We start from the raw sequence: 13,372 nt of genomic DNA on the forward strand, positions 1-13,372 counted from the left end.
AACACTCCAATCCTGTGTGTCAACGATTGTTATGACTCTCGTGAAATCGCCAAATATCTGCTGTAGTCGGTATTTCTAACGGATCTCCCATTGGAAAGTCTTCGACGCTCCCTCTGCATTCTTAGAAGTCTTGACAGTACCGCTCGAACGCGGGAAGTACGGTTGCGGCGGTACACTCAGCAAACGAGTGTGGTCCAGGTGACCAATGGGGGAAACACGTCTGAATCGGATCTTGCCAACGGAGGTCCGAGGTAAACTCAGGATGGAATTGGACTGTCCAAATCGGTGCGTCTGAATGTCGCGTACAGAAGTATTCGTTGTAGGCAGTCGCTGCGATCGAGCGCATGCCATCCCCTGGGCTGACAACGATATCAGAATGAATGACCGGCACGACTGCGGAGACATCATTCAGCAGTGGGTCGCTAGTCTCGTATTCGCTCATTTTCACGAACTGCTCACGCCGCTGGTCCTCAACAACTTCACCGCCCAGTGCATAATTGATCAGTTGGTGTCCGTAGCAGATTCCAAGAGTAGGGATCGACCGCGCAAGACATCGGCGTACCACCGTCGTCTGTGAGGCCGTCCAGTCGTTCGACTCGTCATATACGCTCGCCGTACTGCCACCAAGTATTAGTCCGTCGTACTGCTCGAGCGACAATGTTCCGTCCCGTCCGGGATATACCCGATACTCGTATTCGTCAAGGTAATCCGTAATCGCAGGCGTGAGACAACGACATGAGGGATCGACCTCGTTGTCGAGGACTAGTATCATGTTGACCCTCCCGATACGGTGATTTGGATAGCAGCGCCGGCGACTCCGATAGCAGACCATGGTCCGTCACTGGGCAGTGAGCCGACCACGTCGAGAGCACTGCTTTCGGCTGACGAGTGAACACTGTTGACGTCCCAACCTAGTCTCATATGTGTCGTCTGATACCCCATCGTCTCACCGCTGTGCTAATCGTGCGAGTGCAATTGCTAAGATTGTCGTTGCTTTTGTACAATCATCCCACGATGTCCACTCCATCGGGTTATGTGAGATGCCGTCCTCGGACGGAGCAAATAACAGTCCGGCATCGGTCACTGTCGCCACGTTCATTGTATCGTGTGCAGCACCGGATGTCATCTCCAGAACGTCGAGTTCGGCGGTAGCTGCAGCCTCTTCAAGGGCATTTCGGCAGCGATCTGCCATCGGTTCTGGCGGGAGATCGTATGGCTGCGTGATCGATACGTCGACGCTACGGGTGTCCTCAATCCGGTCTGCGGTCGCTTCTAGCGTCGAGACAAGTTCCTCCATCGAAGATCGTTCCACGTCGCGAATGTCTACACCGATGGTAACTGATCCTGGTATAACGTTTGTCGCGTTCGGTTCTACCTGTGCCTTACCCACGGTTCCGACTGCTGATTCGGAGTGATCTGTTGCGAGTTGGTTCGCTTTCGATTCAATCTCGAGAATGAATTCGCTCGCGGCCGCCAGTGCATCGGACCGTTCCAGCATGGGTGTCGAACCAGCGTGGTTCGCTTTCCCAGTAATCTCGACGTAGCAGTGGGTAATTCCCGTGATTGTTGTGACGACACCGGCATTCTTCCCCGCATCCTCGAGCTTTGTTCCCTGTTCTACGTGTAACTCGAGCCACGAATCCCATTTCGACGCATCGATTCGACCATCTCCCTGGAAACCGATTTCCTCGAGTGCGGTGTCGAGCCTCGTTCCCGAGTCGTCCTGGAAGCAGTGGGCGTCCTCAACCGACAGTTGGCCGGTAGCGACGGCCGACCCGAGTAATCCGTCGCCGAATCGCTGCCCTTCCTCTTCTGTAAAGCAGACAAGTTGGATCGGCTGGGTAAGCGACACATCGGTTTCCTGCAGCGCTCTGATTGACTCAAGGCCAGCGAACACTCCGAGCGGCCCGTCAAATATCCCTCCTTCCGGGACTGAGTCGAGATGGCTGCCCGTAACAACGGGTGCAGCATCCGGATCGGCGGTCTGGGGAACCCAGCGCCCGACGATGTTCCCAACCGAATCTATCCGCGTTTCGAGTCCAGCGTCCTCCATCCGCTCGAGGAGGAACTCCCGGGCGCGACGGTTCGCCTCTGTGGCTGTCAGAGCGGTCCGACCGTATCCATCTTGGTCTTCGAGAGACCCAAAATCAGCGTTTGTTGAAATATCGTTCTGCAGACGCTGCTGGGAGATTGGGGGCGTCATGTACTACCGAGTCCGTAATCAGATACCTTAAATGGTCGTATTGATCGCCAGAACGACTCGAATCGTACGCTTTTGTGTTCGTTTACGAAATAAGAACGCTATGAAACCATCTGTCGTCGGTTTTTCAAACGTATTCACGCTATGAATCTCGGTGACGATTCACCGTTTCCGCTATCGCACGTAATGTTTCAGAGTAGGCTGACCGGATCCTCAGTCGGTAGTGGTGTCGTTTGCGAAATGAGAACAACTATGGTGTGGGCATTCTATGGTACACTATCTCATGACAAATGACGACACAACCACACACCGAACGCTGGAAACGGTCGCAAGAGCGTGTGATGTCATACAAGTTCTTGCCTCACTCGATGGTGGGGGCGTAACTGAGGTCGCAACGGAAATAGGCGTCTCAAAGAGCTCAGCCCATTCGTACCTACGTACCCTTGAAGAGAAACGAATGGTCGTTCAAACCGGGAACGAGTATCGGCTTAGCCTTGAATTTCTGTATCTCGGTAATACGATACGTGATCAGCACTGTCTGTACCAATACGGTCGAGAACAAATCGATCAGTTGGCAGCCGAGAGTGGCGAATATGCTCACCTCATGTGTGAACAACACGGATTAGAACGAAACATCTACAAAGCGACCGGGGAGAAAGCGGTCGGTACTGCGTACCATTCAACCAAGGAACAGCAAGCGGATTACCTCCATTTCACTGCAACTGGAAAGGCGGTCCTTGCACATCTGCCACGGAGTCGGGTTGACGAGATCATAAACGAACACGGACTTGAGAGCCGAACACCGAAAACGATTGTCGAAAGAGAGGCGCTCTTGGAGGAACTGAATGCGACTCGAGAACGTGGCTACGCCTACAATAATGAAGAGGAGATCAAAGGGATTAGAGCCGTTGGAGCACCAATTGAAAGTGCAGACGGGCGAGTACTTGGAGCCCTCAGTATTTCTGGTCCCAGCAGTCGGCTTAGTGGTTCATTCTACCGTGATACCCTTCCTGAACTCGTGACGGAGGGGGCCAATGTTATCGAAGCGAGGATAAACATGTCTGAAGAAAAGTAGTCAAATAGTCACCACGTGTTGTAGTACTGACCGTTCCCATTTCGTAAACACCTCCTTCTGAGTTACACGGGTATGTCTGTAAATCAGCCAGTCGTAGTGCAAGACTCATCGTGCTACTACTTCCACAAACAAAATCAGAGGACTGATGGTCCAATTTGAAGGCCAGCGTATACAGTTGCCCCAGAACGTGACGTATGATGATGTTCGAACGAGGTGAACTGATTGCGCGCCGTTACACTGTCACTGACTCGATCTCCCACTCCGAAAGCGGAGTAAACTGCGTTGACTCGAGTTCAACGTTCCGATCAAACGGAGCGTCAACTGCGCTGTCACATCCATCTATCAGGCTCGTTAGACAGGACAGCGTACAATATGTGCGTATAGGGATCCCATCTGGAAGATGAGAGCTATGACATCGTTATCCAGAACTTGTGGTCATAGTGCCCCTCAATTCTGTATAGCACTATGGGGTTTATTTTGGGTTTGCTATACTCTGATAACCACGACATTAGGTCTTTCACGGCTTCTACTCAGTAAATTGGTCCAACTACCTTTGCACTCCACATTACTCGAATAATGTGCGGTAGTATTTTCAGGGGCGGCGCCCTCTGGTAAGCTAAGTCGATGGAATCCAGCAATTCCGGGGCCACACCCCAGGGAAAACCACTCGAGACGGCACTGACTGAATGCATCCAGTCGTACGATCAGAGCTACACTGGACCAGGCGACGAGATCGACGGCAACTACCCAAAAAACCTCCACCGGGTGGTGAGCAACTGGATTGAGTGGTGTCGAAAGCAGGAGACGACAACGCTCGAGGACGTCTCAACGCGTACGATGCAACGGTATGCTTCCCGACTGCAACAACGGGTTCGGGCACAGCAAGCTGACTCGAGCAACGGCATTAGCGCCGCTAGTGCGTGGACGTACTACAATGTCGTCTCTGCGTTTCTGTCTTGGGCCGTTCGCTGGGAATATCTCACGGAAAACCCCGCCGAAAAGGAACGTGCCAAGAAGGAACTCCCGGCTCGGCCCTCGAGCAACAGCGGTGACCAACAGTTCTGGTCAGCCAACCAGCGCCAGGCGATTGTCAGGTACGTCGGCGAACAGGCCCGAAACGCAATCGACGACCCCGAAACCGACCCATTTGACGCTGTTCGTAATCGAGCAGTGGTGACGACACTTGCGTACACGGGCGTTCGCGGTTCAGAAGTACTGGCTGATTACCGTGATGACCGCCGCAACGGCCTCCGATGGGACAGCGTTGATCTCGAGCAGGGCGTGATCACCGTACTCGGCAAGAATCAGCAGCGCGAACAAACGGCGCTGCCGGACCAGGCGGTTGCCCCACTCGAGCGTCTCCGGACGCTTGTCGATCCACCTGCGGAGAGGTGGCCGGTTTTCCCCTCACGACACCCGCCGTCGCTGTATGAACGAATTGACGCCGCTGGATACGAGAACCCGGACGCTGACCCGTGGCAGTTCGTGCTCGAGAAAGGGATTGAACCGCCGTCGATGAGCACCTCCGGTGCACGAACGCTGTTGAAACGGCTTTCTGATGAGGCCCCGATTCCTGACCTCGAGGGTGATGGGTATCTCACACTGCATGGTGCCCGCCGCGGGGTTGGCGAGACGTTGTATCGTGAGCGTGGGGCTGCTGCTGCCCAACGGACGTTGCGTCACGCGGATCCACAGACGACCTCTGAGATGTACTCTCATATTGAGGCGAGTGAGCTGGCTGCGGACAATACGGCTGTGTTCGATACTGAATAAGCGGTTGTCGTGTGAACGGTGAGTAGTGGCGATCTCTATACGTCATCTGGGGATATACTGCATGATGATATATCTTTATACGATGTAGAAGGCAGGCATATGGCCAAATGATCGGTTGGGTGGCTGTTTTACTCACGTCAATATATCTGTACGAAATGGATGGTAGAACAGAACGAGGTGGCCACTATAGGAACAGGCGAGAATTCGTCAAAACAGGGGATGCAGAACAGCGCCGCCACTCAGGAGTCAGCGGACACGGAACGATTCTGATTCGGTTACCATTCCTCGGCAAGCACGTCGAGAACCGCGTCTATTTCGGCAGCTGTGTTGACGGCGTGAACCGAAACCCGAACCGCGTTCGGGGACGGAAGTGCTCGGACAACGATCCCGTCCTCACCGAGGCGAGTGACGCTTTCATCGGGTGAATCAACGGCTATCGTTACGAGACCCGATTCTGGGGACGCCGGACTGAAAGGCGGTTGTCGGGGACGTTTGATGCCAGTCGACTGGCGAGGTTCTGGATTCGGCGTTCGATAGTGTCAAGACCGACGTCTGAGACCGTCTGAATGGCCTCCTGCAACGCGACGTGTGGGGCTGGATTCGCAGACCCGATCTCGAAGCGCCGAGCACCAGCAGCGAAAGTTGGTTGGGCTGCCGTGGGCGTCTCGACGCTTCGGTAACCGACCGCCCGCGGTTCGAGCTTCTCGGCGATGTCGTGATCGACGTACAGGAAGCCGCTCCCCCAGAGACCGAGCAACCACTTGTGCCCGGCAGCGGCAACGATATCTGCATCCCATTCGGCGACGTCCATCGGCAGCTGTCCCGGCACCTGTACGGCGTCGACGAGAGTGAGTGTGCCCGCATCGTGCGCGATGTCGACGAGTTCCGATACCGGGAGTTTCGTTCCGTGGGTCCAGGTGACGGCGCTGAACGAGACGAGTCTCGCGTCGGCAACTGCCTCGGTGTATGCCTCGCGATCGAGACGCCCATCGCTGGTCTCGAGGGTCCGAACCTCGATACCCTCCTGCTCGAGGCGTTGCCAGGGAAGAATCCCGGCCGGATGCTCGAGGTCGGTTCGAACCACGACATCGCCGGGTTGCCAGTCGATCGCGCCGGCGATTGCGTTGATTCCGGCGGACGTACTCTCTGTAAGGGCAATCTCGTCCGGCTGTGCGCCGATAAACGAAGCGACCTGGTTTCTCGTTTCGTCAAACTCGCCGAACGCCGTTTCGTACGGGTCGCCCACCGCAGGCACGTCGTACTCGTGTCGTTGAATGAACTCCGTCGCAGCCTCGACTACGTACTGCGGACTCGGCCCATGTGCGCCGTAATTCAGATACGTCGCATCCTGTAGCGTTGGGATATCAGCCCGGAGTTCTGTCGGCGTTAGCATCGAATCAGCCCTGTCATGGACAACTCCATATCAAATGGAAGGCGCTGGTCGCACAATATCTTTGGGTTACCCATACAATACAGCATGGAAAACCATCTGGACTGACAGCTACGTCGGACAACGTTCCTAGTACAAATGTCTGGATAGTGGCTGTAATTCCTATATGAATGCAATTCTACTATCGAACTCTCTCGGTACCGTTTCAGTACTGGAGCCTGCAGCGATTTCCCCAGCATATATGCTACAAGATTGGGAGACGCACAACAATTTTTACCCTGTCGCTCAACACAGTATTGCATGTCGATAGAAACACCAACATGAATGGCGTTCGATTACGAGTGGGAGTACTCTCCGTGAATTAGGGAACTAGTCGGAGTATTCACGCTCGTCGCGGTTCTCGGCTGACTCGTCAGCCCGTTCTGTATGGTATCTGCCGCAGCGACGGTCATCCTGTTCGCTCTCGAGTTGGTGATTTTTCGCCAGAGTACGACGACGCCGCTGTCCAACATGGGTAGTGCCCTTGGTCGCGTCCTCGAGAAGACAAACTACGTACTCGTCCCCACGCCGTTCAGCAGTGGCGTCGGCGAACCGTTGCCCTCGAGCAGCGACAGGGACGGGGTCAGACGGAGAACGGACAATCGAAGCGAGTCGGTTCCGGGCCGATCACTCGCCGACGTCTCGGCGTGCGAGTGCGTTCGGGAGCCGAGCGTACACCGCTGCCGTCGCCTCGAGTGCGTCGACCGTCGTGTATTCGTCGCAGGCATGGACCGTATCAGTCCCAACTGCAAACTCGACAGTAGGTATTCCGGCGTTGCGGAGTCGCTTCGCATCGCCACCGCCGGTCGCGCTGCGTCGGTGAATCTGGCCGTCAAGAACCGCGGTTGCCGCGGCTGTCGTCGCATCCACAAGCGCTGATTCGGGCGCTTCGTACGTTCCAATGCTCCAGCTGGCGTCAGCGATAGATGTTGCCGCGTGTTCTCGGAGCCACTCTCTGACGTCCTCGAGCACAGCTTCCGTGTCTACCCCTGCAGGAAGCCGAACGTCGAGCTCCGCACGGGCAAACCGAGGGACGCTATTGACGGCCTCCCCGCCCTCGATCGTCCCGAGGTTTACTGTCGGTCGGTCGAACAGCCGTCGAGCGGCGTCGGCGTCGTCCATCGACGTTCTGTAGTAGTCGATCGACTCCTCGAGAATCGGATTGACCGGCCTGGGGGCTGTGATGGGATAGTCCACGAGTCGTGCCCGAATCGTCTCGAGGGCGTCCCAGAGCGCATCAATCGCATTAGTACCGAGCATCGGCCGCGAACCGTGGGCCGATTCACCGGTCGCCTCGAGTGTCAGCCAGAGACTGCCCTTGTCGGCGACGGTGATTGACGGTGTGTCGGCTGAGCCGGTCGGTTCGCCGATTACGCAGGCATCGGCCTCGAGGCGATCCGCGTCGAGTACTGCCTGCAGGCCGGCGTCGCCGGCAACTTCCTCGTCGCTGACGAACGCGAACGCGAGCGTCACGGGCGGGCGTCGATCGGCCACGACGTAAGCGCGGACGAGTTCGAGCATTGTGGCAACTCCGCCTTTCATGTCCGTCGTCCCTCTCCCGTAGAGGCGATTATCGATGCGTTCGCCGAGCGGGTCGTACGACCAGCCGTCGGGATCGTACGGGACCGTGTCGAGATGCCCGCTGTACAGCAGCGTCGTCGATCGCTTGCCGGGGAGCGCCGCAAGCAGGTTCGGTTTCGTCGGATCGGTCGCCACCCGTTCGGTTTCGAGGCCGAGGTCGGTGAGTGTCGATTCGATCCAGTCGACGATTTCGCGGGTATCACCTGGCGGGTTCGACGTATCGAAGGAGACGAGGTCAAGCGTTGTCTCGACCAACCGGTCCCGAGAAATTTCGAGCGGACGTTCGCGACTGGACATGGAGTCAGTCAAAACGCCTCATCTGGCGTCGGTTCGTCGATGGAGTCGTATCTGTCCTCGAACTCTTGGACGAGTTGACCCATCTTTGCGTACCAGTCGTTGAGTTGGTGTCGCATGTCGGTTGCAACTTGCTCGGGATCAGTCGGTGAGTAGACGTGGTAGTAGCCGCCTTGATCATAGTTGATCTGTTCTTTTTCGAGCAGCCCACGTCCTAGCAACCGCTGGATCGAGCGGTATGCGGTCGAGCGTTCGCGGTCGATACGGTCGGCAACCGCATCGATGGTGAGTGGATCGTCGCTCTCGACCATCACCCGGTAGCACTCCCTGTCGAGTGGTTTGAGTCCGTGTAAGCATTCGAGCAGCCCTTCACAGGCTATTTCTCGTTCGAGTTGATCGGTTATCGACGACTGTCTAGTCATACTCGAACGTAAGCGGCGCGCTGGCATAAGAATTTCGCGAATTTCACAATACTGTCTCGACAAGCGCCGAGAACGATGATCGAACCTTCCAACGCAGATAAGTTAACGTAAATTGAAACACCGTCCAGAATGGTAGATGCGGAACATATTGGAATCAGCGTGCAGCATCCAGAAGGTGAGTTTAGGACGAATGGTTTGTTTGTTCTATGCTAAGGGCAATGAACTATCCACTCAGTCAATTTCTGAATTGAGCGCTTCAAATGAGTCCACGAAGAATATCAACTGCTGCAGATATGCTTGGTTGCTCGTCTTCATGATACGAACGAAGGGCCAGCGATGTGCCCAATAACGAGCCGATAGTGATGAATGCGAACGAAACAACACTCACCATCAGGAAAGTAACGATGTCTATCATACCTTCATTCCCAACTGTCAATTGATGTCGCTTTCGGTCACTATGGATCCGGTGCCCAGTGTCGTCGCGCGGAGCGCCCCTGGTGCGGTGGTGACAGTAACCGCCGGGTTCGTTCCGGCCTCGTCAATGAGGTAACCGTCCGACGCGTTCCGACGTTGGTCGTCCTACAAGGCGGCGAGGAAGTCGACCGACTCGATGACGGCTCCCAGTCCGTAGGCACGCTCGTTGACGTCCTCAAAATGCACACTGACGAGTGAAGATAACGGATGGGTTGAATTATAAAATAGTACTCACCGAGCACGACGTCATCCTCGTCGACTGATTTGGGCCCTCTCAGATACTCGAGTCAGCACCGATAACCCAAGCCATGAACAAACTCGAGAGCGCGGCACGGACAAACTGGAGTATCGTTGTGAGTCTCATTGATTTTGAAACGTGTAACAGCGTCAGTCAGCGCCTGTGGCCGACGTCTTTGACGCGGTGTGCTGGCTTCGCCAGTAGCCCTGGATATACGCGCCGATGAACATCCCGGCGAGCGCCCACAGGATCGTGATGTTCCCGACCCCGAGGCTGGCGTAGGCCGCGCCGGGACAAATCCCAGAGAGGCCCCAGCCAACGCCGAAGATCGCACCGCCGATCAGGACGTTTCGGTCGAACGATTTCAGTCGCCGACCATAGGTGTCTCCTGTCAGAGGAGCGCGTTTGCGAAGTCGCGGCACCAACGCGAACGCAATACCCGTAACGACTGCCGCGCCGCCCATGACGAACAGCAGTCCGAAGTCCTCGAACTGCAGGAAGTTCAAGACGACCTCGGGGCGAGCCATGTGGCTGAAGCCGAGCCCGAAGCCGAAGATTAGGCCGCCGACGAAGATCAGCGGCATGAACAGGGGATGTCTTTGCTGGCTCATCTATGGTGTCACCCCCAGTGCCATCACGACCTGGGCAGTCCCGATCGCCACGATCAGAAACGTAATCACGCCCACGATCGACGTTTTCGAGGCAGAGCCGACGCCACAGACCCCGTGGCCCGACGTACAGCCTTTCCCGATTCGGGTGCCGATTCCAACGAGGATTCCGCCGAGGAACAGCCGCCACGGCTGGACGTCCGTCAGCCAGAGTGTGACACCGCCGATGTCGTACAACTGGCCGGTCGTCCCGGACGCGTACAGCCCGCTCGAGACCAGTCCCGACTGGAACGTCAGCGCGTAGACGAACGCACCGGCGATGATCCCGAGCGTGAAGACGACGCGCCAGTCCCGGGAGCTGACATACCGCTGGAACCGCGACTGATCCGAGACGTACGACAGCGTCGACTCGAGGAACGTACTCGCACCGGCCGGAATGCCGGTGCCGAGGTAGATGACGACGGCTCCAAGGCCGACGAGTAGACCACCGACGGCGTAGCGGCTGATGCCGACGGGGAACAGCGTCTCGTACAGCGCGGGTGCGAAGAGTTCAGTTACCATTCAACGTGGGTTGAGTGAGTTAGTCACCTGCCAGCGACTCCTGGCTGGCAGCGCAGTTGTTCGGCCCGAGCTCGAGTTCGAACGCTTCCTCGTCGCCGGTCTCCTGTTGACCGAGGTTCGTCGCGATGATCTCCTCGTAGTTGGCCGGACGGGGTGGCATGTCCGAGAGGATCAACTCGACGAACTCGGCTTCGTCCATCGTGAGAGCGGCCATCTCCTCCTCGAGCTGGCCAATCGGTGCCGTGTACGTCCCGTCTTCGGCGGGAGCGGCCGAGTCGCTGAAGTGGGCGCCGCCGACGAGGGTTTCGTCGGGCAGCGAAAGCACGCGTTCCTGTAGGGACTCGTAGAGCTGTTTGGCGGCGTCTTCGGCGCCCGCATCGCCCTCCTCTAAGTCCGGGCGGGCAACGCTTTCGACGAACAGCCCGTCGCCGGTCGCGAGTAGTTCGCCGTCGATCAGGTACGAGGTCATCCCGGAGGTATGGCCGGGCGTGGAGACGGTTTCGATGGTTGCGTCGCCGACCTGGAACTCGTCGCCATCCTCGGCCAGCGTCAATTCGTCGGCGTAGGTGACGCCACGGTCGACGGCGGCCGCGGGGATGACGCCTTCGACGCCCTCCTCGGCGAGGTTTCGAAGGCCCGAGATGTGGTCCGCGTGGATGTGCGTGTCGATTGCGTATGTTAGGTCAACGTCGAGTTCTGCGGCGTCCTCAAAGTAGCGGTCCGTGAACGCACGCAGCGGGTCGATGACGGCCGCCTCGTCGCCGTCAATGACGAGATAGCCCAGGCAACCACTCGAGGGGCGTTGATACTGGTACAGCGTTCCCGCACCGTCGTAGCGATTGACCTCGACGGCCTCGTAGATGCGCGCCCAGCCGTTCATTCCGTCCTCGAGATGGTTGACGTCGTAACCACGCTCTTTGAGCGCGCCCGCAACGAACTCGCTGGCGCCGCCTTTCGCACAGAGGACCGTGACCTCACGGTCGTCCGGAATCTCTGCAAGGACGTCGTCGTCGATATCCTCGTCCAGAAAGTGGAAGTACGGTACGTTGACTGACTCGACGGTTTCGCCGTCGATCTTCCACTCCTCGTATTCCGACTCCATCCGAGCATCGAGGAGCGTGACGTCTTCGCCCGCATCGATGCGCCCTTTCAACTCGTCCGGCGTCACCGACTCGATTTCGACGTCTGGCGTTGGAAAGTCCATGTCGTCCATATTGTACACTACACAGTAGCGGCCACGAGCCCTTAAGCGTTTGCATGGTCTTTCCTAAACTACACAATACAGTTGAACGTCCAAATCGAATAATGACCTAACTAATGCGCGTATGGGCCCAACACACAGATATTCTCCACTCTCTCAAATCTCGGGTGTTCTTATACTGTGCAATAATCGATATCCTTTTATGGGTGTATACGATATTGTATGGTAGCTCCAATACAGAGCATAGTAATTGACCATGAGTTCGCAATACGACACCACGGAGACGCTCGACGTGAAAGGACAGTCCTGCCCAATGCCCATCGTCAAGACGAAGCAGGCCATCGACGACCTCGAGGCCGGCGACGTCCTAGAAGTAGTCGCAACCGATTCGGGCAGCATCAGCGACATTCAAGGCTGGGCCGACGGCACCAATGGGGTTGAACTCCTCGATCAGGTCGAGGACAGCGATCTCTACACCCACTACGTGAAGAAAACGGAATAACATGAGCACGGATAACCAACCGACATCGGTCGACGACGCCGATCCCGACGCCGAGTTCGACCCTGCAGAACTGCAAGCGCTGCGCGAGCGCGTCGACGAGCTCGAGGCGTCTCTCGCCGATAGCGACACAGGCGACGACCAGAAGAAGATGACCATCGTCGCCACACAGGGGAGTTTCGACATGGCGTACCCGCCGCTCATCCTCGGGAGCACAGCCGCCGCCTTCGGCTGGGACGTCGTCGTCTTCCACACGTTCTGGGGACTCGACATCCTTCACGAAGAGAAGTCGAAGAATCTCAAGCTTTCTGCCGTCGGCAACCCGAATATGCCGGTCCCGAACGCTGTCGCCGCGATCCCCGGCATGGACCGGATGGCGACGCGCATGATGGAAAAGAAAATCGACGAGAACGGGACTGCCACCATCGAAGAGTTGATTGACCTTTCACTCGAAAGCGGCGTCGACTTGCAGGCCTGTCAGATGACTATCGAGTTGATGGACTACGACGACGATGACTTCTACGACGGCGTCACCACGGGTGTCGGTGCGGCGACTGCGATCCAGCATATGGCCGAGTCCGACATCCAGTTACTCGTCTGATGACGGGAACAAAACAACGCTACGGGCCGCCGGGGCGACCGAGTCTGCGCGTCCTCGAACGGATCGCCGAAGCGGATGGCGTCGATCTGGTCGACATGGAACCGCCGCTTCACGATGTCGTCGATACTGATGCGCTCGATCGGCTGTTCGAGTCGACTCACCAAGACGGCCCAATCCGTCGCGGCAGCGTCTCGTTTCGCTACCGGGAGCACGACGTGACAGTCCACGCAGACGGTCGCGTCGTCCTCGAGTAACGAATCAGTGAGGGTCACTCGAGGGATCGAGGTTGTCGTCCATGAGTGCACCGAGCCGTTCTTCGAGAACCTGTCGACTACCGAAAGGAACTGAACGGTCGCCTCGAGTTGGACTGCAACCGAGAGGGGGTGGACGTCCGATCCAACTGTTCTGCAAGATCG

General features: G+C 57.0%; 12 protein-coding genes and 2 pseudogenes. 6 read left to right on the forward strand and 8 right to left on the reverse strand.

The features are described 5' to 3' along the window. Positions 1–121: 121 nt before the first annotated feature. Positions 122–772 carry a type 1 glutamine amidotransferase gene (locus G6M89_RS16215; RefSeq protein ID WP_165162925.1) on the reverse strand — a complete coding sequence of 217 codons (651 nt, stop codon included), beginning with the start codon at positions 770–772 and terminating at the stop codon, positions 122–124. A 174-nt stretch (positions 773–946) separates the two neighbouring features. After that, positions 947–2,203, reverse strand: coding sequence for a Zn-dependent hydrolase (locus G6M89_RS16220; protein WP_165162926.1), 1,257 nt, complete (start codon positions 2,201–2,203; stop codon positions 947–949). Between the two features lie 280 nt (positions 2,204–2,483). Here G6M89_RS16220 and G6M89_RS16225 point away from each other — a divergent pair, with 280 nt between their 5' ends. After that, on the forward strand, positions 2,484–3,275 hold the full coding sequence (locus tag G6M89_RS16225) for an IclR family transcriptional regulator (protein WP_165162927.1): 792 nt from the start codon (positions 2,484–2,486) through the stop codon (positions 3,273–3,275). Positions 3,276–3,899: 624 nt separating this feature from the next. Further along, a complete protein-coding gene (locus tag G6M89_RS16230; protein WP_165162928.1) occupies positions 3,900–5,048 on the forward strand; it encodes a site-specific integrase in 1,149 nt (382 codons plus the stop codon). 275 nt (positions 5,049–5,323) lie between these two features. Here the strand turns inward: G6M89_RS16230 and G6M89_RS16235 are convergent. After that, a pseudogene (locus G6M89_RS16235) lies at positions 5,324–6,441 on the reverse strand (aminotransferase class V-fold PLP-dependent enzyme). A gap of 408 nt (positions 6,442–6,849) precedes the next feature. Between G6M89_RS16235 and G6M89_RS22890 the strand changes: the two are divergent. Next, positions 6,850–7,023: pseudogene (locus tag G6M89_RS22890) on the forward strand (vitamin K epoxide reductase); the annotation flags it as partial. 81 nt (positions 7,024–7,104) lie between these two features. Here G6M89_RS22890 and G6M89_RS16245 read toward each other — a convergent pair. From G6M89_RS16245 to G6M89_RS16265, 5 genes are all read right to left on the reverse strand, one after another. Beyond that, positions 7,105–8,355 carry a M20 family metallopeptidase gene (locus tag G6M89_RS16245; protein ID WP_165162929.1) on the reverse strand — a complete coding sequence of 417 codons (1,251 nt, stop codon included), beginning with the start codon at positions 8,353–8,355 and terminating at the stop codon, positions 7,105–7,107. 8 nt (positions 8,356–8,363) lie between these two features. Then, a complete protein-coding gene (locus tag G6M89_RS16250) occupies positions 8,364–8,774 on the reverse strand; it encodes a helix-turn-helix domain-containing protein (RefSeq protein ID WP_165162930.1) in 411 nt (136 codons plus the stop codon). A gap of 861 nt (positions 8,775–9,635) precedes the next feature. Next, positions 9,636–10,097 (reverse strand): YeeE/YedE family protein, encoded by a 462-nt coding sequence (locus G6M89_RS16255; RefSeq protein WP_206335592.1) that lies wholly within the window; start codon positions 10,095–10,097, stop codon positions 9,636–9,638. Next, positions 10,098–10,655, reverse strand: coding sequence for a YeeE/YedE family protein (locus tag G6M89_RS16260; RefSeq protein ID WP_165162931.1), 558 nt, complete (start codon positions 10,653–10,655; stop codon positions 10,098–10,100). A gap of 19 nt (positions 10,656–10,674) precedes the next feature. Then, the gene (locus G6M89_RS16265; protein ID WP_165162932.1) at positions 10,675–11,868 is read right to left on the reverse strand and encodes an MBL fold metallo-hydrolase; all 1,194 of its coding nucleotides are present in this window, start codon (positions 11,866–11,868) and stop codon (positions 10,675–10,677) included. 244 nt (positions 11,869–12,112) lie between these two features. On the opposite strand from G6M89_RS16265, the gene G6M89_RS16270 reads away from it, so the two are divergent. The 3 genes from G6M89_RS16270 to G6M89_RS16280 are packed head-to-tail and all read left to right on the forward strand — an operon-like array spanning position 12,113 to position 13,210. Next, complete coding sequence (locus G6M89_RS16270) at positions 12,113–12,358, forward strand: sulfurtransferase TusA family protein (protein ID WP_165162933.1); 246 nt, start codon at positions 12,113–12,115, stop codon at positions 12,356–12,358. A 1-nt stretch (position 12,359) separates the two neighbouring features. Beyond that, positions 12,360–12,956 (forward strand): DsrE/DsrF/DrsH-like family protein, encoded by a 597-nt coding sequence (locus G6M89_RS16275; protein WP_165162934.1) that lies wholly within the window; start codon positions 12,360–12,362, stop codon positions 12,954–12,956. After that, entirely contained in the window at positions 12,956–13,210 is a 255-nt protein-coding gene (locus G6M89_RS16280) for a HalOD1 output domain-containing protein (protein WP_165162935.1), read from the forward strand. Before G6M89_RS16275 ends, G6M89_RS16280 begins: the two co-directional genes overlap by 1 nt. The last annotated feature ends 162 nt before the right edge of the window (positions 13,211–13,372 follow it).

This window comes from Natronolimnobius sp. AArcel1, assembly GCF_011043775.1.
Taxonomy (GTDB): domain Archaea; phylum Halobacteriota; class Halobacteria; order Halobacteriales; family Natrialbaceae; genus Natronolimnobius.

Coding starts and splice junctions, on each gene's coding strand:
- G6M89_RS16230 (WP_165162928.1), top strand. CDS start 3,900: ATGGAATCCAGCAATTCCGGGGCCACACCCCAGGGAAAACCACTCGAG.
- G6M89_RS16265 (WP_165162932.1), bottom strand. CDS start 11,868: ATGGACGACATGGACTTTCCAACGCCAGACGTCGAAATCGAGTCGGTG.
- G6M89_RS16260 (WP_165162931.1), bottom strand. CDS start 10,655: ATGGTAACTGAACTCTTCGCACCCGCGCTGTACGAGACGCTGTTCCCC.
- G6M89_RS16270 (WP_165162933.1), top strand. CDS start 12,113: ATGAGTTCGCAATACGACACCACGGAGACGCTCGACGTGAAAGGACAG.
- G6M89_RS16280 (WP_165162935.1), top strand. CDS start 12,956: ATGACGGGAACAAAACAACGCTACGGGCCGCCGGGGCGACCGAGTCTG.
- G6M89_RS16220 (WP_165162926.1), bottom strand. CDS start 2,203: ATGACGCCCCCAATCTCCCAGCAGCGTCTGCAGAACGATATTTCAACA.
- G6M89_RS16225 (WP_165162927.1), top strand. CDS start 2,484: ATGACAAATGACGACACAACCACACACCGAACGCTGGAAACGGTCGCA.
- G6M89_RS16245 (WP_165162929.1), bottom strand. CDS start 8,355: ATGTCCAGTCGCGAACGTCCGCTCGAAATTTCTCGGGACCGGTTGGTC.
- G6M89_RS16215 (WP_165162925.1), bottom strand. CDS start 772: ATGATACTAGTCCTCGACAACGAGGTCGATCCCTCATGTCGTTGTCTC.
- G6M89_RS16250 (WP_165162930.1), bottom strand. CDS start 8,774: ATGACTAGACAGTCGTCGATAACCGATCAACTCGAACGAGAAATAGCC.
- G6M89_RS16255 (WP_206335592.1), bottom strand. CDS start 10,097: ATGAGCCAGCAAAGACATCCCCTGTTCATGCCGCTGATCTTCGTCGGC.
- G6M89_RS16275 (WP_165162934.1), top strand. CDS start 12,360: ATGAGCACGGATAACCAACCGACATCGGTCGACGACGCCGATCCCGAC.